This is a genomic window from Microcella sp., assembly GCF_030645145.1.
Lineage (GTDB): Bacteria > Actinomycetota > Actinomycetes > Actinomycetales > Microbacteriaceae > Microcella.
Window position 1 is genome coordinate 15903 of record NZ_JAUSMI010000027.1, and the last position, 21937, is coordinate 37839.

Here is a 21937-nt window from a genome sequence, read left to right on the forward strand (position 1 = left end):
GCCGAGCATCCGCCCCCTGACGGCGCTCAGTCGGCGGAGTCGGAGCGCGCGATGACCGTGCGGTGAAAGTTCTGGAACGACCGCGACGCCGTCGGGCCGCGCTGGCCCTGGTAGCGGTTGAGGTAGCCGCCCGTCCCGTACGGGTTCTCGGCGGGCGAGCTCAGACGGAAGAAGCACAGCTGGCCGATCTTCATGCCCGGCCACAGCTTGATCGGCAGCGTCGCGACGTTGCTGAGCTCGAGAGTCACGTGGCCGCTGAAGCCCGGGTCGATGAAGCCGGCGGTCGAGTGCGTCAGCAGGCCGAGACGACCGAGCGAGCTCTTGCCCTCGAGGCGCGCGGCGATGTCGTCGGGGAGGCTCACCTGCTCATAGGTCGCGCCGAGCACGAACTCGCCCGGGTGCAGGATGAACGGCTCGTCGGCCTTCGCCTCGACCAAGCGCGTGAGCTCGGGCTGCTCTTCAGCGGGGTCGATGTACGGGTACTTGTGGTTGTCGAACAGGCGGAAGAACGAGTCGATGCGCACGTCGACGCTCGAGGGCTGCACCATCGACAGGTCGAGCGGATCGAGGCCGATGCGGCCCGAATCGAGTTCGGCACGGATGTCGCGGTCGCTCAGCAGCATGCGGTCAGCCTATCGAGATGGCGGCCCCCCATCGCGGCGACGGTCGGCGCTGCGTTGCTACACTCGACGCAGCCCTTCGGGGCGACGCGGATGTAGTTCAATGGCAGAACTTCAGCTTCCCAAGCTGATAGCGCGGGTTCGATTCCCGTCATCCGCTCGATGGTCCACTCCTGGAACCGCCTCGTCGCCCTCGGCTTCGGCCTCGTGTTCATCGCCCTCGGCGCCGCCGGGTTCGTCGCATCGTTCGGGTTGCCCCCGCTCGATGTCGAGGGCGTGCCGCTGCTGGTCTTCTTCACGGTCAACCCGCTGCAATCGGTGCTGTCGATGGCCGTCGGCGCGGTTCTGCTCGTCCCGGCGCTGAGGTCGACGAGCGCCGCGCGACGCGTCAACACGATCATGGGCGCCGTGCTGCTCGCCGCCGGCATCGCCGGTCTCTATCTGATCGGCACCCCCGCGAACGTGCTCGCCCTCAATGCGACGGATGCCCTGCTGCAGTTCGCCGCAGCGGCCTTCCTGCTCGGGGCGAGCCTCGGAGCCGGTCGCGCGCAGCGCTGACCCCGGCCGGGCCGCGCGCCATCAGCCCGCCTGTTCGATCGGCAGCGCCGCCCTGCTCGCCCAGGCATATCGGTAGTAGTCGGCGTGGGCGAGGAGCGAGGCCGCCGCCTCGTCGACGACGACCGTGGTGTGCGGATGGAGCTGGATCGCCGATCCGGGCTGACTGGCCGACACCGGGCCCTCCACCGCCGCGGCGATCGCCCTCGCCTTCGCTTCACCGAAGGCGAGGAGCACGAGGTGGCGGGCCCTCAGAATCGTGCCGATCCCCTGGGTGATGCAGTGCATCGGAACTTCGTCGAGGGAGTCGAAGAAACGGGCGTTGTCGGAACGCGTCGACTCGGTGAGCGTCTTGACCCGGGTGAGCGATGCCAGCGACGAACCGGGCTCATTGAAACCGATATGACCGGAACGCCCGATACCGAGGATCTGCAGGTCGACGCCACCCGCGGCGCTGATCGCGGCCTCGTACTCGCTCCCCGCCATGCGCAGAGTGCGGAGGTCGCCGTTGGGTACGCGCACAAGGTCCGGCGTGAGCCCGAGGGGCTCGACAACCTCGCGGCTGATCACCGATCGATAGCTCTGCGGGTGACCCGCCGGCAGGCCGACATACTCGTCCAGAGCGAATCCGCGCACGCCGCGCACGTCGATGCGCTCGTGCCGGATTCGATGCGCAAGAGCCCGATAGCTCGAGAGCGGAGTCGATCCGGTCGCGAGGCCCAGCACGAGGTCGGGTTTCGAACGCAGGAGCGAAACGATCGATTCGGCGACGAGTTCGCCCGCCTCGTCAGCGTCGGCGACGATTGCAACTTCTGCCATGCCGTCCTACTTCACGCTGCCTGCGGTCAGGCCGCCGACGAGCCGCTTCTCGATGAGCATGAACAGCACGACGACCGGGATGATCGCGACGAGGGAGACGCCGAAGACGTAGTGCCAGCTCGTCTCGTACTGCCCCACGAATTTCGTGAGCGCGACCGAGAGCGGTTGGTTGCCCGCGGTCGAGAGGATCACGAGGGAGGCCGCGAACTCGTTCCAGCACGCGACGAACGTGAAGACGATCGCCGTGACGATTCCCGGCCAGACGAGCGGCAGGTTGATGCGGAAGAGCACCGTGAGCCGTCCCGCGCCGTCGAGCTGCGCAGCCTCATCGACCTCGCGCGGTATTCCCGCGAAGAACGAGTGCATGATCCACACCGCGAACGAGAGGTTGAATGCGGCATTGATGAAGATCATGGCCGCCCACGTGTCGATCAGCCCGAGCGCGAGGAACTGTCGGAAGAGCCCTGACGTCAACAGCGCCGGCTGCAGCATCTGCGTCACGATGACGAGGAAGAGGAACACCATGCGCCCCGGGAACACGAACCGGGCGGTGTAGTACGCCGCCGGCATCGCGACGACGAGCACCAGGGCCGTGGCGAGCGTCGAGATCACGATCGTCGAGATCATGTTCTGCGGCAGCGGCGTCTCGGGAGTGGACCACATCGTGGCGAAGTTCTCCCAGCGCCACTCGGTGGGGAAGTAGGTCGGGTCGACCGAGCGGATCTGGGGCTTCGTCTTGACCGATCCGAAGAACATGATCAGGTATGGGAGGGTGAAGACGACGAGCACGACCAATCCAGCGAGCATCCTGAGTAGAACGCTGCCGAAGGGCACCTGGTCATCGGTGAAGCGGCGTCGGCGAACCTGGGTTGCGGGGAGTCGGATCGCCTGGAGCGCGGGCGCGATGATCGCCATCGTTCAGACCTCCTTCATGGGCTTGACGACCCTGACGTACACGGCGACGATCACGATGACGATGAGGAACGAGACGACCGAGAGAGCGCTCGCGACGTCGATCTTCTGCTGCACCTGGATGTACTTGAAGATCATCGTCATGATGGTGTCGGCGTCGTAGCCCGGTATCGACCCGGTCATGACCTTCAGGATCGGCAGCGAGTTGAATACGTTGATGATGTTGATGAGCACGGCGACCGCGACGGCCCCGCGAAGGTGCGGCAGCACGACGCTGACATAGGTGCGAGCGGGCCCGGCGCCATCCATCTTCGCCGCCTCGAGCACTTCACCGGGGACCATCTGCAGTCCGGCGAGGATCGTGTACGTGGTGAATGGCAACGAGACGAACACGGCGACGACGATCGACCAGGCGAAGGCGGTCGGGGGGTTCCTCGTCCATCCGTAGCCCTCGGGGGTCGTGATGAGGCCGATGTCGACGAGCGTCTTGTTGATGATGCCGAAGTAGGGCTCGAGCCCGTAGTAGAAGACCAGTGTCGTCATGACGACCGAGGCGGCCCACGGGATGATGACCGCGAGCCGCACGATGCGCCGACCGGGGAACGCCTTGTTGAGCAGTTGCGCCAGGGCGAGCGAGATGAGCACCGCCGCGACGACGACCACGACCACCCAGACGATGGTGCGGAGGAAGATCGGCCAGAAGTGCGGGAACGCGAAGACCTCGGCGTAGTTCGCGAATCCGACCGAGCCCTTGTCGATGCCCGAGACCGAGATGTCGCGCGTGGAGTTGTAGAACATCACGGCGGCCGGGAACATCACGACGCCGACGATGAGCAAGAGGGCGGGCGAGATCCACGGGAGGGCGGCGAGCAGGTCGCGCGCGCCGCTTCGTGGCTTCTCGACCGAGCGGAGGTCGCCGCCGGGGCGGGGACGGCGCTGGGCCGCCCCCGCCCCGGGGACCGATGGCGTATCGGTCGTGGTGATCATGATGAGGTACTCACCGTTTCCTCAGAGGTGATGGGTGATGGCGGGGCGCATCAGCCAGCGTCGGCCTGCGCCTGGATCTCGGCCAGGACCTCCGCGGCGGGCTTCGACTGGATCTGCCCGAAGAGAGACTTGAACGCGCCATTCGTGGCCGACCACGCCGGGTTGGTGCTGGGGTAGAACTTAGCGCCCGGCAGCACGTCGAGGAACGGCTTCAGCGATGCCTCGCCCGAGAGCTGCTCGGCACCCGACTTGGTGGTGGGAAGGAACCCCTCGGCCTGCACCCACGGCACGTACACGTCGGCCGAGTAGTAGTAGTCGAGGAACTTCGTGATCGCCTCCTGCTTGTCGCCGCCGTTCTTGAACGCCATGAGCTGATCCATGACGCCGAGGGTGAACGGGCTGCCGTCGCGCGTGGGGATGGGCACGATCGAGTAGTCGAGGTCGGGGTTGCCCTCCGCGATCTGGCCGACGGTCGGCGGAAGCCCCACCTGCATGCCGATCTTGCCCTGGACGAAGATGTCCATGAGCGGCGAGCGATCGGTCGATCCGGGATCGGCCTGCGTCGCGCCGGCGTCGATCATCTTCTTGATCTGCTCGGCACCGGGAAGGTTGGACGGGTCGTCCACGGTGATCTTCTCGGCGTCGCCGAAGGTTCCGCCGCCGCCCCACAGCCAGATGGCCGCTTCTGCCTGGGCCTCTTCTGAGCCAAGGGGCATGCCGTAGCCGGCGATGCCGCCGCCGAGCCCCGAGATCTTCGTCGCGGCGTCGAGCAGCTCATCCCATGTGGTGGGCGCGGCGTCCACGCCGGCCTGCTCGAGCAGTTCGTTGTTGACGAAGAGAGCGCGCGCTGAGGCGATCAGGGGCAACGCGTAGGCCGTGCCGTCGACTTCGGCGTTCGCGATGAACGACTCCTGGAAGTCGCTGAAGGTCTCGGGCGAGACGACGTCCTGCGCCGGATACAGCAGGTCATCGGCCGCGAATCCTGCGAAGGGGCCGCCGTTGTAGATGTCGGGAGCCTGGCCGCCCTGGATCTTCGTGGCGAGCACGCTCTCGAGGTTGTCCCACGACTGCACCTCGAGATTCACCGAGATGTCGGGGTTCTCGCTCTCAAAGCCCTCGATGACCTCTTCCCAGAGGCTCTGAGTGGCATCGGAGTAGCTCGGGACGAGAAGGTTGAGCGACGTGCTGCCTCCCTCGGCATCACCGCCGCTGCCACCGGATTCGCTGAACCCGCAGGCCGCGAGCGAGAGCGATGCGGTTGTCGCGACCGCGATGGCGGCGAACCGTTGCGACTTCTTCATTCGTGTTTCCTCACTGTGTTGTGGACCACGGCCGCTGCGGATCGCCGCGCCGTTTCGGAATGATGGAAGCTTGTCGCATGCACTGATCTGACTGTATATGACCAGTAACACGCACTTTCCGTCATGCTGTGCTCACGATCATCGCCGAACTCAATCGCGTCGTCAAGCGCCAATTATGGGAGCCATAGCGGCACTCTGCGTCGCATGGCGTGGCGCACTCCGCCGACTTCGACCATGCGGATGATTGGTAGACACCATGGGCAATCATTTGCAATCATTGATCTCGCTCTCAACTTTCACATGGAGGATCAGATGACTCAGCCCGCCGGCGTCTCGCCGCATGCGCTCAAGAATCCCGACGCAAGTGCCTCGCCCGGGGCCCACATGGCCGAGGAACTCGCCTCCCAGCCCGACATCTGGGCTTGCGCGGCATCGCTCCACGGCGAGCAGGGAATGCTGCCGCGGCACGGCACCCGCATCGCGGTGGTCGGCTGCGGAACCTCGTGGTTCATCGCCCAGGCCTACGCGTCGCTCCGCGAGCAGCGAGGAAGAGGCGAGACGGACGCCTTCGCGGCTTCGGAGGCCTTCGTTGATCGGGATTACGACGCGGTCGTGGCGATCACCCGCTCTGGAACGACGACCGAGGTGCTCGAACTCATGGATCGCCTTCGCGGACGCGTGCGCACGGTGGGCGTCATCGGCGACCCCGAGTCGCCCCTCGTCGATCTCGTCGACGATGCCGTGACGCTGCCCTTCGCCGACGAGCGATCGGTCGTGCAGACGCGATTCGCGACTACGGCGCTCGCGCTCTTCCGGGCCTCTCTGGGCGAGAGCCTCGACGACGCGGTCTCCGACGCGCGCCAAGCGGTCTTGGAGGAGCTCGACCCCGTGCTGGTCGCATCGGATCAGTTCACGTTCCTCGGTCGTGGGTGGACGGTGGGCCTCGCCCACGAGGCGGCCCTCAAGATGCGCGAGGCCTCACAGTCGTGGACGGAGTCCTACCCCGCCATGGAGTACCGGCACGGTCCGATCGCGATCGCCGCACCCGGTCGCACCGTCTGGCACTTCGGCGAGCCGCCCGCCATGCTCGCGAGCGACGTGCTCGCCACGGGAGCGCGCTTCGAGTGCCGGTCGGTCGATCCGATGGCCGAACTCGTCCGCGCCCAGCGAGTCGCCCTGGCACGCGCGTCCGCGCGCGGCCTCGACGCCGACGCGCCCCGCAACCTGACGCGCTCCGTCGTGCTCGGAGGCTAACGATGTCGAAGCCCACGGCGTCGGCGCTGCCTCTGGGCGCAGGCGAGGTGGTGCTCGCCTTCGACGTCGGCGGAACTGATATGAAGTCGGCGCTCGTCGACGGCGAAGGCCGCGTGCTCGGACTGAGCCGCACGCCGACGCCGCTCGACGGCGATCGCACCTCCATCGCGATCATCGGCCGCGTCGCAGAACTCGCCTCCGACCTCGTCTCGGCGCATCCCGACAGCCGACCCGTGGCCGCCGGCCTGATCGTTCCGGGCATCGTCGACTCGGAACGAGGAGTCGCGGTGTACTCGAGCAATCTCGGATGGCGCGATGCTCCGCTGCGCGAGCTCGCCGCGCGAGCCCTCGGCCTCCCCGTGGCATTCCACCACGACGTGACCGCCGCGAGCTGGGCCGAGCACCGACTCGGAGCGGCGCGCTCCTTCGACGACGTGGTGGTGCTCATCATCGGAACGGGGATAGCCGGGTCGCTCATCCTGGGCGGCCGACCGCACCTCGGCGGCGGATTCGCGGGAGAGGTCGGGCACTCTCCCGTCGCGGAGACCCCCGTGTGCGTGTGCGGCGGCCGCGGCTGCCTCGAGGCCATCGCATCGGCCGGTGCCATCGCCCGCCGTTACGCGAGCAGCGGCGGCGAGCAGGTCGCAGGAGCGCGCGACGTGCTGGCGCGCGCCGAGGCGGGCGATGTTCTAGCGCGAGAGATCTGGGATTCCGCGATCGATGCCCTCGCCTTCGCGATCGCGCAACTGGCCGCGACGGTCGCCCCGGAGGCGATCGTGATCGGAGGCGGCCTCTCTCGCGCTGGCGAGCGGCTCTTCACGCCGCTCGCCGCGCGGGTAGACGAGCGCCTGAGCTTCCAGCGCCGGCCTCGACTGGTGCCCGCCCAGCTCGGCGGCGACGCGGGGCTTCTCGGCGCAGCGCTCATCGCGCGCGAGAGCGCACTCGCATGATCCTCACCGTCACGCCGAACCCGGCGATCGACCTCACTTGGCGAGTCTCGCGACTCGCTCCGGGAACCACCCACCGCATGCCCACGGGCACCTCCCGCGCAGGAGGCAAAGGCCTCAACGTCGCGCGGGTGCTGCTCCAGACGGGCCACGAGGCTCTCGTGCTCGCTACGGCGGGTGGCGCGACCGGAGACGAGTTGCGAGACGACCTCACCGAATCGGGCGTGCCGCACAGGCTCATCACGACGGGGGGTCGCACGCGTCGGAGCCTCGCGATCGTCGACGCCGGCGATGGCACCACGACCATCTTCAACGAACTCGGCGAAGCTCTCGCCGCCGACGAGTCGACGGCCTTCGCCGCCACCGCGGCGAAGCTCGGATCGTCAGCGCGCGCGGTCGCGATCTGCGGCAGCCTCCCGCTCGGATTCGGCGCCGACGAACTCGCGTCGCTCGTCAGCCTCCTCGTGGCCGACCGAATCCCGGTCGTGGTCGACACGAGCGGGCCTGGAATACTCGCGGCCGCCCGAGCTGGCGCCCACGCTCTCAAGCCGAACCAGCACGAACTCGCGGAGGCGACCGGCCTCGACGATCCGGTGGAGGGCGCGCGATTCCTGCTCGGGCTCGGCGCGCGCCTCGTGCTCATCTCGCTGGGCGCCGACGGGCTGCTCGTCGTAGCGGAAGCAGGGGCCGCCGTTCGGGCCCGATTGCCTCGAGCCCTGAGCGGAAACGCGACAGGCGCAGGTGACGCTGCGGTCGCCGCTATCGCGACCGCTCTCGCAGGCGGCGGCGACCTCTGGTCCGATTCGCCGGCTGCCGACGCCGCCCGTGTCGAGCTCGCTCGCCGCGCGACGGCGTGGTCGGCCGGCGCCGTGCTCATGCCGCTCGCCGGAGAGATCTCCGCCGACCACGTCGCACTCGCCGACGAGGTTCAGATCACTACGATCGACGAGGAACGACGATGACTTTGACCTCCACCCGCACGCTCCTCGACGAGGCACACTCCGCCGGACGCGGAATCGGCGCGTTCAATGTGGTGCACCTCGAGACTGCCGAGGCGCTCGCCGGAGCCGCCGAGGATGCCGGCCTGCCGGTCATCCTGCAGCTCTCCGAGAATTGCGTTCGATATCACGGCGGATTCGAGCCGATCGCACTCGCGACCCTCGCAATCGCCGAGGCTTCGACGGCCCGAGTGGCCGTGCACCTCGATCATGCCGAGGACCCCGAACTGGCGCTGCGGGCGATCGACCGAGGCTTCGGATCGGTGATGTACGACGGCGCGAAGCTCGACTTCGCCGAGAACGTGGCAGTCACGCGCCGCGTGGTGGAGCGGGCGGATGCCGCGGGTGCGCTCGTCGAGGCCGAGCTCGGCGAGATCGGCGGCAAGGACGGGGCTCATGCTCCCGGGGTGCGCACTCATCCCGATGAGGCGGCGCGATTCGTCGCCGAGACCGGAGTGGGCGCGCTGGCGGTCGCGGTCGGTTCATCGCATGCCATGACCGAGCGGGTCGCGGCCATCGATCTCGCACTCGTGGCGAGGCTCGCTGATGCGGTACCCGTTCCCCTCGTGCTGCACGGATCATCGGGCGTCTCCGACGACATGATCCAGCGCGGCATTCGAGCGGGGCTCACCAAGATCAATGTGTCGACCCATCTCAACAGCGGTTTCACGGGCGCGATACGCGCTTACCTGAATCGGAACCCCGCCACCGTAGACTCGCGAACATACATCTCAGCGGGCCGAGAAGTGGTGCGCGAGGAGGCCGCCCGCCTCCTCGCGGTCTTCGCCTCGATCACTAGGGGAACCCGATGAATCGCGCCGAGCGTCTCAGCGCCGTGCTCGGCCTGCTCGCCGAGACGGGGCAGGTCGAAGTCGACCAGATCGTCGAGCGCCTCGACGTCTCGCCGGCGACCGCTCGCCGCGACCTCGATGCGCTCGCCGAGCAGCAGCTTCTCACCCGCACGCGGGGAGGCGCGGTCGCCCATTCGGTCGCCTACGACCTGCCGATCCGCTACAAGCACCAGCAGAACCCCGAAGCGAAGGCCGCGATCGCCCGCGCCGCGAGCGCTCTCGTGCCCCGAGGAGCAGTGGTGGGACTCTGCGGTGGTACGACGGCAACGGCGATCGCGGGCGCGCTCATGTCACGCGCCGACATCATGGAACCGTCGCCCGAACCGAGCGTCACGGTCGTGACCAATGCGGTCAACATCGCCATGCAGCTCGCGATGCGGCCGCAGATCAAGACGGTCGTCACCGGCGGAGTCGTGCACGCACGCTCGTACGAGCTCGTAGGCGCCTACGTCGATGCGGTGCTCGGCAGCGTCACGCTCGACCTCGCCTTCATCGGTGTCAACGGCATCGACGCCGTCGTCGGGCCCACGTCGCATGACGAGCGCGAGGCTGCGGTGAACGCGCTCATGGCATCTCGAGCGACCCATGCGGTGCTCGTCGCCGATGCGTCGAAGATCGACAAGCGCGCGTTCGCCGCGATCGGGCATCCCCGGCTGTTCTCGACGATCATCACGGACTCGTCGGCGACGGCCGAGCAGCGTCAGAGGCTCTCCGACAGCGGCTACGAGGTGATCATCGCGTAGATGGACTCCTCCACTACCGTCATCCACTCCGCCCGCGTCATCTCCGACGGCAGGTCGACGCCTGACTCTTGGGTGCGGTTCGAGGGCCAGCGCATCCAGTCGCGCGGCGTCGACGATGCGTGGCGCGCCGAAACCCGACCGGGCGACGCGGTCATCGACGGCTCGGGTCGCACGCTCGTTCCGGGCTTCATCGACCTCCACTGCCACGGCGGGGGCGGCGCCTCTGTCGAGGATGGCTCGCTCGCTATCGAGCGGATTCTCGACCTCCACGGAGCTCATGGCACCACCCGTTCGGTCCTCTCGCTCGTGACAGCGCCCATCGACGCACTCGCTGCTCGCCTCGAGACGATCGCTGAGGTCGCGGCGACCGAGCCGCGCGTGCTCGGCGCGCACCTCGAAGGCCCCTTCCTCGATCGGGAGTTCCGAGGCGCGCACGACCCGGCCTTCCTACGCGCCGCCGATGACGGGGCCGTCGACGAGCTGCTCGCCGCCGCGGGCGGGGTCCTGCGGCAAGTGACGATTGCACCCGAGCATGCGGGAGCAGCATCGGCCATCGCACACTTCATCGATGCTGGCGTCGTCGTCGCGGTCGGTCATACCGGTGCCGACTTTGCCACGGCGCGACGAGCCTTCGATGCGGGAGCGTCTCTGCTGACCCATGCCTTCAACGGAATGCGAGGCATCCATCATCGTGCGCCAGGGCCGGTGCTGGCGGCCTTGCAGTGCGAGCACGTGACGCTCGAGGTCATCAACGACGGAGTGCACGTGCACCCCGCCGTCGTGAGTCTCGCCTTCGCAAGCGCCTCGGGGCGGATCGCCCTGATCACCGACGCGATGGCCGCTGCCGGCTCCGTCGACGGCGCTTATCGTCTCGGATCCCTCGATGTGATCGTCAACGACGGCGTCGCGCGAGTGGCGGACGGCGGCTCGATCGCCGGGTCGACTCTGACCCAGGACGCAGCGCTCCGTCGTGCGGTCGCCGACTGCGGCATCGCTCTGGTCGATGCCGTCGCGGCCCTCACCTCGGTGCCGGCGAAGGCGATCGGCCGCGGCGCCGAGTTGGGCCGCCTCGAGCCCGGCTTCGCCGCCGACGCCGTGCTGCTCACGGACGACCTCGAAGTGGATCGCGTCTGGGCGTCCGGCACGCAACTGTTCTCCGCCGTGTTGGACTGACGAGAAGCGTTCCGCGACCCCATCGGCGTGTGGTTCGCGGGGCCGACTGGGCCGCGCGTCGACCGGTGGCGCGCCGCGCGCCCCGGAGCGAGCGGTTGCGCCGTCCGCACCGAATGCCGTGCATGACCTCGTCGCAGCGCGCTTTCGTCGCTCTCGCCCTGCTCGGTGCGAGCATCGTGCATCTGGCGGTCGCGGCGAGCGGCGTCGCGGCACCCGCCGCGCTGCTGCTCGGCGCTCTCGGCATCGCCGAGGCTGCCGGCGTTGCCCTCGTGGCGCGCAGCGCGCTCGGCACCCGGCCCGCGGCGCTCGCCGCCCTGCTCTTGGTGCCGCTCGCCGTGCCGACGGGCGCGCTCACGATCGCCGATCTGCTCGAGCGCCCCGATCTCGTCGCCGCGCTCACGCGGCCCGCTCTGCTGGGCGCAGCGGCGCTCACCCTCGGCGGCGCGCTCGTCGCCGGCGCCGCCTCGCGCCGACTGCGCATGGCCGGCGCGTCGGCCGAGGGATTCGATGCGGATGCCCGCCGCTCCTCCGGCGCGCGGCCGGCGACCCACGCGCGGCCGGCCCTCGCGATCGCGCTCGGCGTGCTCGTCGCCGCCGCGATCACGGGATCCGCCGTCGCCGCGTCGCGCATCCCGCCGGATGCCGACGCGACCGCACCCCTCGTCGAGCCCGCCGCGATCGACTCCGAGGCGGAACCAGCAGGGCCGCGCATCACCGCCGGACATGAGGGCCATGGCCGGCCCTGACCCGCTCTATCGCCGCACGAGCCCCCGCACCGGGTCGGCGGTCACGGGAATCGGATCGCACAGCTCGCCGACGAACTCGCCGTCGACGTGGTCGATGAAGCCGATGAGATGCCAGCCCGAGACCGGGTCGTGCACGAGTCGGCCCGCGTAGATCTCGTCGAAGCGCTCGGCCCGCGTGAAGTCGAGATCGTCGAGCCGCTCGCCGCAGACCACCGAGAACGTTCCCGACACACGGCCCTCGCGCTCGAGCCGGTCGGGCGCGTACTCGCGCCACCCGCAGCAGAAGAGCACGATCGGCACGCCGTCGACGATCTCGAACTGGAAGACCTCGAGCTGCCCGAAACCCTGCCCGGGCGGCGAGAGCGGCGGCTGCACGGTCCAGTTCAGGAGGTCGTCCGAGGTGGCGTGGCCCATGACTCCTCGCGAACGCGGGTCTCCGGCGTTCGCGCGCGCGGTGATCAGCATGTGCCACGTGCTCTCGTCGGCGAAGCGGAACACCCAGGGGTCGCGCCACGCCTCGTCATGCCAGAGCTCTAGATCGAGGCGCTCGTAGTGACGCGGGTCGGCCGTCACGAGCGCCTCGGTCGACACCTTCGTCCAGGTCTCGAGGTCGGTCGATCGTGCGGCGCCGATCGACTGCACGTCTCCGCCGTCCTCGCGGCTCGTCCCGGTGTAGAACATCCACCACACGCCGTCGTCGTCGCGCACGACTGAGCCCGTCCAGGTCGTGTAGCTGTCGAAGGCGGGCGACTCGCTCACGATGAGCGCGTCGCGAACGACGGTCCACGTGACGAGGTCGTCTGACACGGCGTGGCCGACGATGGGGTGGCGGTGCCGCCGCTCGGGGTCGCCGAGCGCGCGACTGGCGTGCAGGTAGAAGGCGTGGTGGCGAGTGCCGTCGAAGACGTACCACGAGTCCCAGATCCATTTGTCGGGAAGTCGAAGAGCCATGGAGGGGGTCAGCCTTTCACGCCGGATGAGGCGATCGACGCGACGAACGCGCGTTGGAACAGCAGGAACATGACGAGCACGGGCAGGGTGATGATCGTCGTGTAGGCCATGATCTGGCCCCACTCGACGTTCTCTTGGAAGAAGTACTGCAGCCCCACCTGGATCGGGCGCAGATCCTCCTTCTGCACCGTCATGATGGGCCAGAGGTAAGCGTTCCAGACGGGCAGGAAGGTCAGGATGGCGGCGGTCGCGACGACGGGGCCGGCGAGCGGCATGACGATGGTGCGGTAGACCCGCCACCAACTCGCCCCGTCGACCATCGCCGCCTCGTCGAGTTCGCGCGGGATCGACTTGAAGTACTGCGCGAACAGGAAGATCGAGAAGGCGTTCGCCACGAAGGGCAGGATCTGCACCGCGTAGGTGTTCATGAGCCCCTCTTGGAACTGCAGCCCCGCCGAGTCGATCGAGAACCAGGGCAGTCGCGAGACGAGGAACACCATGGGGATCGCGATCGTCTCGAAGGGCACGATGAGTGTCGCGATGAGCAGGCCGAGCACGACGGTCTGACCGCGCCACCGAACCCGCGTGAGCGCGAAGCCCGCGAGGCTGTTGACGACGAGGCCGAGGCCGACCACGAGCGCCGAGGTGAACGCCGAGTTGAGCAGGAACTGCGCGACGGGCACGCGCGCGAAGACTCCGACGTAGTTGTCGAGCGAGACATCGCCGGTCGGCAGGAAGGCGTTCATGGTCTTGAGGTCGAGGAAGATCTGGTCGTCGGGTTTGAGCGACGACACCGCCATGAACACCATGGGGAACGAGAACGCCATGAGCAGCAGCGCGCCGACGGCCCAGTAGACGACGGGCAGCCAGAGCCGGCGGTGCAGTGCGCCGAGGGGTCTAAGGGTCATCGCGATCAGTCCTTCTCTCGAGTCAGGCGCCGTTGGATGAGCGAGATCGTCAGCACGAGCACGAAGAACACGACGGCGATCGCCGAGCCGTACCCCATCTGCTGCTTGCCGTACCCGGCGGTGAAGGCGTGGAAGACGAGGGTCTGGGTCGAGTCGAGCGGACCGCCCTGCGTCATGACGTTGATCTGCACGAAAAGACCGAGCGCGGCGATCGTGATCGTGATGAGCACGAACACCGCCGTGTGACGCAGCCCCGGCCAAGTGACGCTCGTGAAGCGCCTCCAGGCTCCCGCGCCATCGAGTCGCGCTGCCTCGTAGAGCTCGCCGGGGATCGTCTGCAGGCCCGAGAGCCAGATGATCATGTGGAACCCGACCGCTTGCCAGATCGACATGACGATGATCGACGGCAGCGCCGTCTGCGGGTTCGCGAGCCAGTCAACGAACTCGTAGCCCGGGATCACCGAGGCGAGCACTTGGTTGATCAGACCGTCGCGCTGGTACATGAACAGCCACAGGATCGACACGACGACCATCGAGGTCACGACGGGGATGAAGATCACGGTGCGGAAGAGGTTGCTGCCGCGCATGCGCAGATTGACGAAGAGCGCGAGGGCCAGAGCGAGCCCCGCTTGCACGGGGACGACGACGATGACGAACAGGAACGTGTTGAGCAGGGCCTTCCAGAAGATCGGGTCGCCGACGAGCAGGTAGGTCTTGCTCGAGGCGTCGCCCGACTGCCAGCTGCCCAGTTCGGACTTCTTGAGCACCGGATCGGCTTCGGCCTGCAGCTCGCGCGCCGAGGGGTAGACGGGCTCGCCGTCGTCGCCACGCTCGATCGCGCCGCTCGCATCGCGCTCGACGTCGACGGTGGCGATCTCGACGCCGAGGAGGCGCTGGAAGTTCTGGATGCCGACGAACTCGGGGGCGCCCTGCGCGATGAGCTTCGCGTTGGTGAATGACAGGGCGAAGGCCAGCAGCGTCGGGATGACGAGGAAGATCAGCAGCAGCAGGGCGGCGGGGGCGATCGCCGCGAGGCCGAATCGGGCCTCGGCGCGACGCGTGCGGTGCGCGCCGGCGCGCGGGGGCCTGGTGGTGTCCATGACGGTGTCTCCAGTCGACGACGGGGTCGGGAGTCGAGGGGGCGGCGCGGAGGCCGCGGGCTGGGCTCGGGGGCGGCCTGTGCCGACCGCCCCCGAGCCGTGCGGGACTACTCGTAGTAGTTGTTGGCGGCGAGATCGGCGTTGATCTCGTCGACCGCGGCGTCGAGCGCGCGCTGCACGTCGGCGCCGTTCATGATGTCGGCAGCGGCCTTCTCGAAGACCTTCGCGATCACCGGGTAGGCGGGAGTCGCCGGGCGGATGAGGGCCAGGGTCGCGCTGTTCTCGACGAACTGCAGGTAGGGGCTGCCGGGCTGGAAGAGATCGGACTCGGCCGCGGCCTCGGCGGTCGCCGGGATGTTCCCGGTCTCGTTGCTGAAGCGCACGAGCCATTCCTTCTGCAGGGCGAAGTCGATCCACGCCTGAGCGGCTTCGGGGTTCTCGCACGCCGACGAGATGCCCCACTGCCAGGATGCGGCGCCGATCTTCGCACCGGCGCCGAAGTCGGGCGTCGGCAGGAACAGCACGTCGTCGAAGGTGTCGGCGGCGGTCTTGGCGGCCCAGATGCCGTTGAACTGCATCGCCACCGTGCCCTCGGCGAAGCGCTCGCGGTCGGCGCTCTCCTTCGTGCTCACGTAGCCCTGCTCGAAGAGCCCCTGCCACCACTCGCCCCAGGCGATCGCCTCCGGCCCGTTGAGCACGCCCTCGGCGGTCTCGAACGAGTCGCGATCGATGAGGTCGCCGCCGAAGGACTGCAGGAACGGGCTGAAGGCGTAGGGGTACCACTCCCCCGTCCATCCGGTGCCCATGTCGAGGGCGTTCTCGAACTCGCCCGAGCTCTGCAGCGTCGCGAGAGCGGCGTCGAACTCCTCGCCCGTCCAGGGCTCGTCGACGGTCGGCACGCGGATTCCGAACTCCGACAAGATCGACTCGCGCGTCACGATCGCGGTCGCGGCGTCGTAGAGCCCGACCGAGTAGAGGGTGTCGTCGTAGTAGCCCTTGACGCCGCCGATGAGCGACTCCTCCACGGCGGAGTCGACCGTGAGCGGCGCGAGGTAGCCCGCGTACGCCCAAGCGGGCATGACGGGACCGTCGACGTCGAGGATGCACGGCAGGTCGCCGGCCGCGGCGGCTCCGACGATCGCGTCGTTGTACGAGGCCTGCGGAAGGTCTTCGATCGACACCGCGTACTCGCTCTGCGATTCGTTGAAGGCCGTCGTGAGCTCTTCGATGAGCGCGATCTCGGCAGGGTTGCCCGCGGCGTGCGTCCACAGCGAGACGTCGACGGGCCCCGACGACGAGGCGCCGGGGGACGAGCAGGCCGAGAGGGCCAGAGAGGCGACGGCGACGAGAGCGACGCTCGCGCCCGGCTTCGAGAACTTCATTGTTTTCTCCTTGGATGGTGGCCAGTGAACCGATCTCTGTTTCGATTTAGTAAATCGGTTTAGATGCACAGTACGTGCTCTAGAGTGAAGGGGCAAGCGAGCCGGGTAACGTTCCGATAACGCACCGGTGCTCGCGGCGGGGAGGGGCGGCATGGCGGCTCGGCGTGTGACGCAAGCGGAGGTCGCTGCGGCCGCGGGCGTGTCGAAGACGGCGGTGAGCTTCGCGCTCAACGACCCCGAAGGCGGTCGGCTCTCGACCGAGACCGTCGAGCGCGTGGCGCGCATCGCCCGCGAGCTCGGCTACCGCCCCAATCGCACCGCGCGCTCGTTGCGCACGAAGCAGAGCGAGAGCATCGGCTTCCTCTCGCACGACGTCACCATCACCCGCTTCGCGATGGGCATGATCTCAGGCGCCCTGCACGAGGCGAACGCCCACGAGCAGACGCTGCTCATCACCGAGCGCAACGTCGACTCGACCCCGGCGAGCGCCGCCCTCGACCAGGGCCACGCCCTGGCCGCCCTGCTCGACCGGCAGATCGACGGGCTCATCGTCGCCGAGATGGGCACACGCCTCATCGAGCGCCCCGACGTGCCCGCCTCTCTGCCGCTCGTGTTCCTCAACTGCCTCGGCCCGCCCGAGCATCCCTCGGTGCTGCCCGCCGAGGTCGAGGGCGCGCGCTCGGTCGTGCAGGCGCTGCTCGCCTCGGGCGACCGCGAGGGCATCATCGTCGTCGGCGCCGACCGCGAGCTCGAGACCGATCCCCGAGTGTCGGTGACGATCGGCGATCGCCTCGCGACGATCCGCTCGGAGCTGCGATCCGGCGGCGTCGCATCGTGGACCGAGCTTCCGGCGCGGCACTGGACGGTCGACGCCGGCTACGCGCTCATGTCTCATCACCTGCGCGAGAGCCCAGGCGAGGTGCGCGGGGCCGTCGCCCTCAACGACCGCCTCGCCTTCGGCATCTACCAGGCCTGCCAGGAGGCGGGCCTGCGCGTGGGCATCGATCTCTCGGTCGTGTCGTTCGACGACGACGAGATCTCGACGAGTCTGCGCCCGGGGCTCACGACCGCCGCGCTGCCCTACGTCGAGATGGGCGAGACGGCCGTGCGCCTGCTGCTCGACGAGAACGCCGAACCGGGCGTGCACCGCATCGCGATGCCGCTGCGCGAGCGCGAATCGGTCAGGCGGCCCGAGGCCCGCTGACGGCAGAGCGCCGCACGCCGAGGCTCACGCCGAGGCGATCGCGCGCCCGATGGCCGGATCGACGTCGGCCATGAAGCGCCGCACGTCGGCGTCGACGATGACGTCACTCGGCCGCAGCCCGCGCGTCAGGTAGAGGCCCTCGATCGACCGGATGCGCGACAGCGCCACGTACGCCTGCCCGGGCGCGAACGCGCGCGGTCCGAGGTCGACGATCGCCTGGTCGTACGTCGAGCCCTGCGACTTGTGGATCGTCACGGCCCACGCGAGCCGCAGCGGGAACTGCGTGAACTCCGCCACGACGTCCTTCGTCACGCGCTTCGTCGCCGCCGAGTACGTGTAGCGGTACTTCTCCCACACCGCCGGCAGCACCTCGAAGCTCTCGCCGTCGACCTCGACCCACACCGTCTTTCCGATGCGCTCGACCGTGCCGAGAGTGCCGTTGACCCAGCGCGGGGTCCCGTCGCCGCCCGTGTCGTTGCGCAGGAACATGACCTGCGCGCCGATCTTCAGCTCGAGGGTCTCGTCGGCGGGGTAGCCGCCGCGCCCGCCGAACTCGCCCGCGATGTCGGCGCGCGCGGTCTTCGGGGCTCCGGGCAGGCGGCGCAGGGCATCCGTATTGATGCGCGTGACGGTCGCATTCGTCGTCGCGAGGGTCAGGATGCCCTCCGCCGGGGCGGGGCGCGCGCCGGCCTCGTTGAGGGCGCGCCCGATCTCCGGTGTGACCTCCCCGTGGCGGACGGCCGAGAGCATCGCGCGGAAGGCCTCGTCCTGCTGGCGGTGGATGGTCTGCAGCTCGACGATGCGAAGGTCGGCCTCGCGCCACACCTTCGCGTCGAAGAACCACATCGAGCGGTAGTGGTCGGCGTAGTAGGCGCGCTCGCCCTCGTCGCGGCCCGGCACGGGCGCGAGCTGGTACGGGTCGCCGAAGAGCACGACCTGCGCGCCGCCGAAAGGCTCGTGCGGGCGGCGGCGCGACTGGCGCAGGCGGCGATCGATCGCATCCATGAGGTCGGCGCTCACCATCGAGATCTCGTCGATGACGATCGTGTCGACCTCGCCGAGGAGGCGCGCGAGCTGCGGCGGGCTCTCGAGCTCCTGGTCGGCGATGAGCCCGATCGGCAGCCGGAACAGCGAGTGGATCGTCTGCCCGCCGACGTTGAGCGCCGCGACGCCCGTCGGCGCGCAGACGATGACGGTGCGGTCGGTCGCGTCGAGGAACGCCTGCAGCAGCGTCGACTTGCCCGTGCCGGCGCGCCCCGTGACGAAGACGTGGTCGCGCGTCGACTCGATGAGCTCGAGCACGGCCCGCTGCTCTGCGGCGAGGCCGCCGTCGGGTCGATCGGGCATGCCAGCCAGGGTACTGCGCCCGAGGCGGGCATCCCGCCCGCACCTAGGCTGATGCGCATGGCGAGGCGAGGGATGCTCTGGGGAGGGATCATCGCCGCCTCCGTCGCGATCGCGGGGCTCGCGATCGCGGCCGCGGTCGCCGACGCGACGAGCCCGGAGCGCACCGTCCGCGACTACCTCGCCGCGCTCGCCTCCGACGACCTCGCGACGGCCGCCGCGCTCGCGGGTCTCGACGCCGACGACCTCGACCGGCTCGGCGGCATGCCCCTCGGCGACGCGGGCACGGCCGACGTCGCCGAGGTCGTCGACGTCGTCGAGCTCGGCCCGCGCACCCGCATCGTCACGGCGCGCTTCGGCGAGCGCGGCGTCGACGTCGTCCCCGTGACGTTCGAGCTCGAGGCCGCGCCGTTCGGTCCGTTCACGCGCTGGGTGCTGAGCGAGCCGCCCCTCGCCGAGGTCGCCGTCGCCGCCGACCGCCACGACGAGGTGGTGGTGAACGGGATGCCGCGCTCGGCCGAGCGCGCGGGCGGGGCCGTGCGGGTCGTCGGCTTCATCCCGGCGCGACTCGAGGCCGGGATCGCGAGCCCGTACCTCGACGGCGCGACGGTGCGCGCGCGCTTCGGCGCGGCATCCGCCGCCGGAGCGCTCGTCGTGGAGGTCGCGCCGTCACCGCGGCTGCAGCGGGCCGTCGAGCGCGAGGTCGAGGCGTTCCTCGCCGAGTGCGTCGCGCAGCGCGTGCTGCAGCCGGCGGGCTGCCCGTTCGGCATCGCGGTGCCCGACCGGCTCGTCGATCCGCCGCAGTGGCGGGTGAGCGTGCCGCCCGTCGTGTCGCTCGTGCCGGGCGCGAGCGCGGGCGAGTGGGCGATCGAGGGCGGCGTGACCGTGCGCGTCGCACTGCGCGTTCAGCGGCTCATCGACGGGGTGATCGAGTATCGCGATGAGGCGGCCGTCGCGATCGTGCGCGGCACCGTCGCGCTCGACGACGATGGGGCGACGATCGCGATCGCGCCGCCGGAGGACGAAGTCGGCTAGCGCGACTCGTCGCGGGTCGCGCGCTGGGCGAGCATCGCGTTGTAGGCCTTGAGCTCGGCGTCGTCGTCACGATCGGCCTGCCGGTCGCGGCGCTTGGACTCGCGCGAGTCGTCGCGGCTCCACATCACCGCGACGAGGATGGCGAGGGCGAGGGTCGGGATCTCGCCGACGCTCCACGCGATCTCGCCGCCGCGGATCTGATCCGCGATCGGGGTGTCGCCCCACTCGCGGCCCATCGCGCCGAACCACTCCGGCAGCAGCAGGCTCGTGCCCGTGATGAGCGAGAGCCCGAAGAAGGCGTGGAAGGCCATCGTCGCGAGCAGGATCATGAGCCGCACCGGGTACGGCGGCCGGTACGGCGCGGGGTCGACTCCGATGAGCGCGTTGACGAAGAAGTAGCCGCTCAGCAGGAAGTGCAGGATCATCCACTGGTGGCCGAGGTGGTCGCTCACGGCCCACGAGAACAGCGGCGAGTAGTAGAAGACGAGCAGCGAGACCGCGAAGATCACCGAGGCGACGATCGGGTGGCCGACGATCGACGCGAAGCGCGAGTGCACGATCGCGAGGATCCACTCACGCGGCCCGCTCGAGCCGTCCTTCCGCACGTGGATCGCGCGCGCCGCGAGCGTCACGGGCGCCGCGAGCACGAGCAGCACCGGGATGCCCATGCTCAGCATCATGTGCCCGAGCATGTGCACGCTGAACAGGTAGCGCTCGTACACCGCGATGCCGCTGCTCGTGACGATGAGCAGCGCGACCATGCCCGCCACCCACAGGATCGACCGGTGCACGGGCCAGCGGTCGCCGCGGCGGTGCAGGCGCAGCACGCCGGCGACGTAGAAGAACGTGCCGAACGCGGCGAGCAGCGCCCACAGCAGGTTGAGGTCCCACTCCGTGAGCACGCGCCACGGCTCGAACGGCGGCGGCAGCGGCGCGCCCGTGAGCCACTCGGCGGGCGACGGGTCGGCGAGCTGATCGACGGGCACCTCGGGAACCGGAGAGGGCGTGCGCGCGAGCGCCGTCGCGAGCCCGCTCGCGATGCCCATGACCGCGAGTTCGACGACCACGATCGCCCAGAAGGATGCCCGGGGCGTCTTCTCGCGCACGACGCGACCGATGAGAACCCGCCGGTACGCCGCCCCGAACCCGCCGAGGGCGACGAGCGCCACGACCTTGCCGATGAGGATCGCGCCGTAGCCGCTCGCGAGACCCTCGAGCCCGCCGACGCGCAGCTGCGCGCTCACGAGCCCCGAGGCGGCGACGACGACGAAGGCGATGAGGGCGAGCGTCGAGTAGCGCGCGAGGACGACGGGCAGCCGGTCGCCGAGCTCGCGGCGCAGGAGCACGAGGGTCAGCAGCCCGCCGACCCAGACGGCGGCGAAGACCGAGTGCAGGTAGACGGCCGTGACGGCCGCGTCGTGATCGGCGGTGCCGCCCGCGTGGCCCTGCTGCGCGACCGGCCACAGGGTCGCGACGGCGAGCAGCCCGACGAACGCGAGCACGGCCTGCGAGCGGGCCGCGAAGCACAGCACTGTGACGGTCGCGGCCATGACGGTCGTCCAGAGCCAGGCGCGGCCGATGTCGGTCTCGCCGAAGAACGTCGCGAGCAGCCGGCCGAAGCGCTCGTCGAGGGCGATCGGCTCGAGGAAGACGCTGAGGAAGGTGAGGAAGCCCGCGACCGCGGAGGCGAGGGTCCAGAGCCCCGCCGCGCCGGCGGCGATGTCGAGCGCGCGGTGATGCTCGGGGCGCCCGGGCGCGAGCGCGATGAGGGCGAGCAGCAGGCCGCCGATCGTGGCGGCGGCCGCGAGGGTGAGGACGAGCTTGGCGACGGGGAGTCCGTATCGGACGACGGGCCCCGGGTCGGCGACGAGCGGAGCATCGGCTCCGCCGCCGAGCGCGAGCGCGACGACGAGGGTCAGCACCGCGGTCGTCAGCAGCGAGGCGAGGCCGAGAGCGCCCCAGGGCGAAATGCCCGTCGACTCGCGCGCGGGCGCCGTAGAGCGGGGCGCCGGGCGGGTCGAGGTCACGCCTCAAGGGTAGGCGAGCATCCTGGGGCGGCGATGACGGCGGGACGGGTATCCGCCCCTCGAACACGCGGTGCCGACGG

At 69.5% G+C, this 21937-nt stretch carries 21 protein-coding genes and 1 tRNA gene; 11 read left to right on the forward strand and 11 right to left on the reverse strand.

The genetic code is table 11. The features are described 5' to 3' along the window. Positions 1 to 26 precede the first annotated feature (26 nt). Positions 27 to 623: a dCTP deaminase gene (gene dcd, locus Q7T15_RS01610; protein WP_304692605.1), complete on the reverse strand. Its 597-nt coding sequence runs from the start codon at positions 621 to 623 to the stop codon at positions 27 to 29. Between the two features lie 86 nt (positions 624 to 709). Between dcd and Q7T15_RS01615 the strand changes: the two genes are divergently transcribed. Beyond that, positions 710 to 780: transfer RNA gene (locus tag Q7T15_RS01615), tRNA-Gly, on the forward strand. Positions 781 to 782: 2 nt separating this feature from the next. After that, complete coding sequence (locus tag Q7T15_RS01620) at positions 783 to 1178, forward strand: DUF4383 domain-containing protein (protein ID WP_304692607.1); 396 nt, start codon at positions 783 to 785, stop codon at positions 1176 to 1178. 21 nt (positions 1179 to 1199) lie between these two features. Here Q7T15_RS01620 and Q7T15_RS01625 read toward each other — a convergent pair whose 3' ends face one another. The 4 genes from Q7T15_RS01625 to Q7T15_RS01640 all read right to left on the reverse strand — a co-directional run bounded on the left by Q7T15_RS01625 (position 1200) and on the right by Q7T15_RS01640 (position 5194). Next, positions 1200 to 1994: a glucosamine-6-phosphate deaminase gene (locus Q7T15_RS01625; RefSeq protein ID WP_304692609.1), complete on the reverse strand. Its 795-nt coding sequence runs from the start codon at positions 1992 to 1994 to the stop codon at positions 1200 to 1202. A gap of 6 nt (positions 1995 to 2000) precedes the next feature. Continuing rightward, complete coding sequence (locus Q7T15_RS01630) at positions 2001 to 2801, reverse strand: carbohydrate ABC transporter permease (protein ID WP_304692611.1); 801 nt, start codon at positions 2799 to 2801, stop codon at positions 2001 to 2003. Between the two features lie 111 nt (positions 2802 to 2912). Further along, a complete protein-coding gene (locus Q7T15_RS01635; RefSeq protein ID WP_304692613.1) occupies positions 2913 to 3893 on the reverse strand; it encodes a carbohydrate ABC transporter permease in 981 nt (326 codons plus the stop codon). A 50-nt stretch (positions 3894 to 3943) separates the two neighbouring features. Then, complete coding sequence (locus Q7T15_RS01640) at positions 3944 to 5194, reverse strand: extracellular solute-binding protein (RefSeq protein WP_304692615.1); 1251 nt, start codon at positions 5192 to 5194, stop codon at positions 3944 to 3946. Positions 5195 to 5578: 384 nt separating this feature from the next. Here Q7T15_RS01640 and Q7T15_RS01645 point away from each other — a divergent pair, with 384 nt between their 5' ends. The 7 genes from Q7T15_RS01645 to Q7T15_RS01675 all read left to right on the forward strand — a co-directional run bounded on the left by Q7T15_RS01645 (position 5579) and on the right by Q7T15_RS01675 (position 11906). Further along, a complete protein-coding gene (locus tag Q7T15_RS01645) occupies positions 5579 to 6448 on the forward strand; it encodes an SIS domain-containing protein (protein WP_370689078.1) in 870 nt (289 codons plus the stop codon). A 2-nt stretch (positions 6449 to 6450) separates the two neighbouring features. After that, a complete protein-coding gene (locus Q7T15_RS01650; protein ID WP_304692619.1) occupies positions 6451 to 7398 on the forward strand; it encodes an ROK family protein in 948 nt (315 codons plus the stop codon). Next, entirely contained in the window at positions 7395 to 8357 is a 963-nt protein-coding gene (locus tag Q7T15_RS01655; protein WP_304692621.1) for a 1-phosphofructokinase family hexose kinase, read from the forward strand. The genes Q7T15_RS01650 and Q7T15_RS01655 overlap by 4 nt, the downstream gene beginning before the upstream one ends. Next, on the forward strand, positions 8354 to 9205 hold the full coding sequence (locus Q7T15_RS01660) for a class II fructose-bisphosphate aldolase (RefSeq protein ID WP_304692668.1): 852 nt from the start codon (positions 8354 to 8356) through the stop codon (positions 9203 to 9205). The genes Q7T15_RS01655 and Q7T15_RS01660 overlap by 4 nt, the downstream gene beginning before the upstream one ends. Continuing rightward, positions 9202 to 9987, forward strand: coding sequence for a DeoR/GlpR family DNA-binding transcription regulator (locus Q7T15_RS01665; protein ID WP_304692623.1), 786 nt, complete (start codon positions 9202 to 9204; stop codon positions 9985 to 9987). Before Q7T15_RS01660 ends, Q7T15_RS01665 begins: the two co-directional genes overlap by 4 nt. Then, positions 9988 to 11160 carry an N-acetylglucosamine-6-phosphate deacetylase gene (nagA, locus tag Q7T15_RS01670; protein WP_304692625.1) on the forward strand — a complete coding sequence of 391 codons (1173 nt, stop codon included), beginning with the start codon at positions 9988 to 9990 and terminating at the stop codon, positions 11158 to 11160. A 122-nt stretch (positions 11161 to 11282) separates the two neighbouring features. After that, the gene (locus tag Q7T15_RS01675) at positions 11283 to 11906 is read left to right on the forward strand and encodes a hypothetical protein (protein ID WP_304692627.1); all 624 of its coding nucleotides are present in this window, start codon (positions 11283 to 11285) and stop codon (positions 11904 to 11906) included. 6 nt (positions 11907 to 11912) lie between these two features. On the opposite strand, the gene Q7T15_RS01680 is transcribed toward Q7T15_RS01675, so the two are convergent. From Q7T15_RS01680 to Q7T15_RS01695, 4 genes are all read right to left on the reverse strand, one after another. Further along, positions 11913 to 12857: a glycosyl hydrolase family 32 gene (locus Q7T15_RS01680; RefSeq protein ID WP_304692629.1), complete on the reverse strand. Its 945-nt coding sequence runs from the start codon at positions 12855 to 12857 to the stop codon at positions 11913 to 11915. A gap of 8 nt (positions 12858 to 12865) precedes the next feature. Continuing rightward, complete coding sequence (locus Q7T15_RS01685) at positions 12866 to 13765, reverse strand: carbohydrate ABC transporter permease (protein WP_304692631.1); 900 nt, start codon at positions 13763 to 13765, stop codon at positions 12866 to 12868. Between the two features lie 5 nt (positions 13766 to 13770). Continuing rightward, the gene (locus tag Q7T15_RS01690; RefSeq protein ID WP_304692633.1) at positions 13771 to 14865 is read right to left on the reverse strand and encodes a carbohydrate ABC transporter permease; all 1095 of its coding nucleotides are present in this window, start codon (positions 14863 to 14865) and stop codon (positions 13771 to 13773) included. A gap of 107 nt (positions 14866 to 14972) precedes the next feature. Next, the gene (locus tag Q7T15_RS01695; RefSeq protein WP_304692635.1) at positions 14973 to 16247 is read right to left on the reverse strand and encodes an extracellular solute-binding protein; all 1275 of its coding nucleotides are present in this window, start codon (positions 16245 to 16247) and stop codon (positions 14973 to 14975) included. Positions 16248 to 16398: 151 nt separating this feature from the next. Here Q7T15_RS01695 and Q7T15_RS01700 point away from each other — a divergent pair, with 151 nt between their 5' ends. Then, complete coding sequence (locus tag Q7T15_RS01700) at positions 16399 to 17451, forward strand: LacI family DNA-binding transcriptional regulator (RefSeq protein WP_304692638.1); 1053 nt, start codon at positions 16399 to 16401, stop codon at positions 17449 to 17451. Between the two features lie 24 nt (positions 17452 to 17475). On the opposite strand, the gene Q7T15_RS01705 is transcribed toward Q7T15_RS01700, so the two are convergent. Then, a complete protein-coding gene (locus tag Q7T15_RS01705; RefSeq protein WP_304692639.1) occupies positions 17476 to 18798 on the reverse strand; it encodes an ATP-dependent RecD-like DNA helicase in 1323 nt (440 codons plus the stop codon). Positions 18799 to 18855: 57 nt separating this feature from the next. On the opposite strand from Q7T15_RS01705, the gene Q7T15_RS01710 reads away from it, so the two are divergent. Next, on the forward strand, positions 18856 to 19830 hold the full coding sequence (locus Q7T15_RS01710) for a hypothetical protein (protein ID WP_304692641.1): 975 nt from the start codon (positions 18856 to 18858) through the stop codon (positions 19828 to 19830). Here the strand turns inward: Q7T15_RS01710 and Q7T15_RS01715 are convergent. Continuing rightward, positions 19827 to 21857 carry a cytochrome c oxidase assembly protein gene (locus Q7T15_RS01715; RefSeq protein ID WP_370689076.1) on the reverse strand — a complete coding sequence of 677 codons (2031 nt, stop codon included), beginning with the start codon at positions 21855 to 21857 and terminating at the stop codon, positions 19827 to 19829. The two genes, Q7T15_RS01710 and Q7T15_RS01715, sit on opposite strands and share 4 nt — an antisense overlap. Positions 21858 to 21937 lie beyond the last annotated feature (80 nt).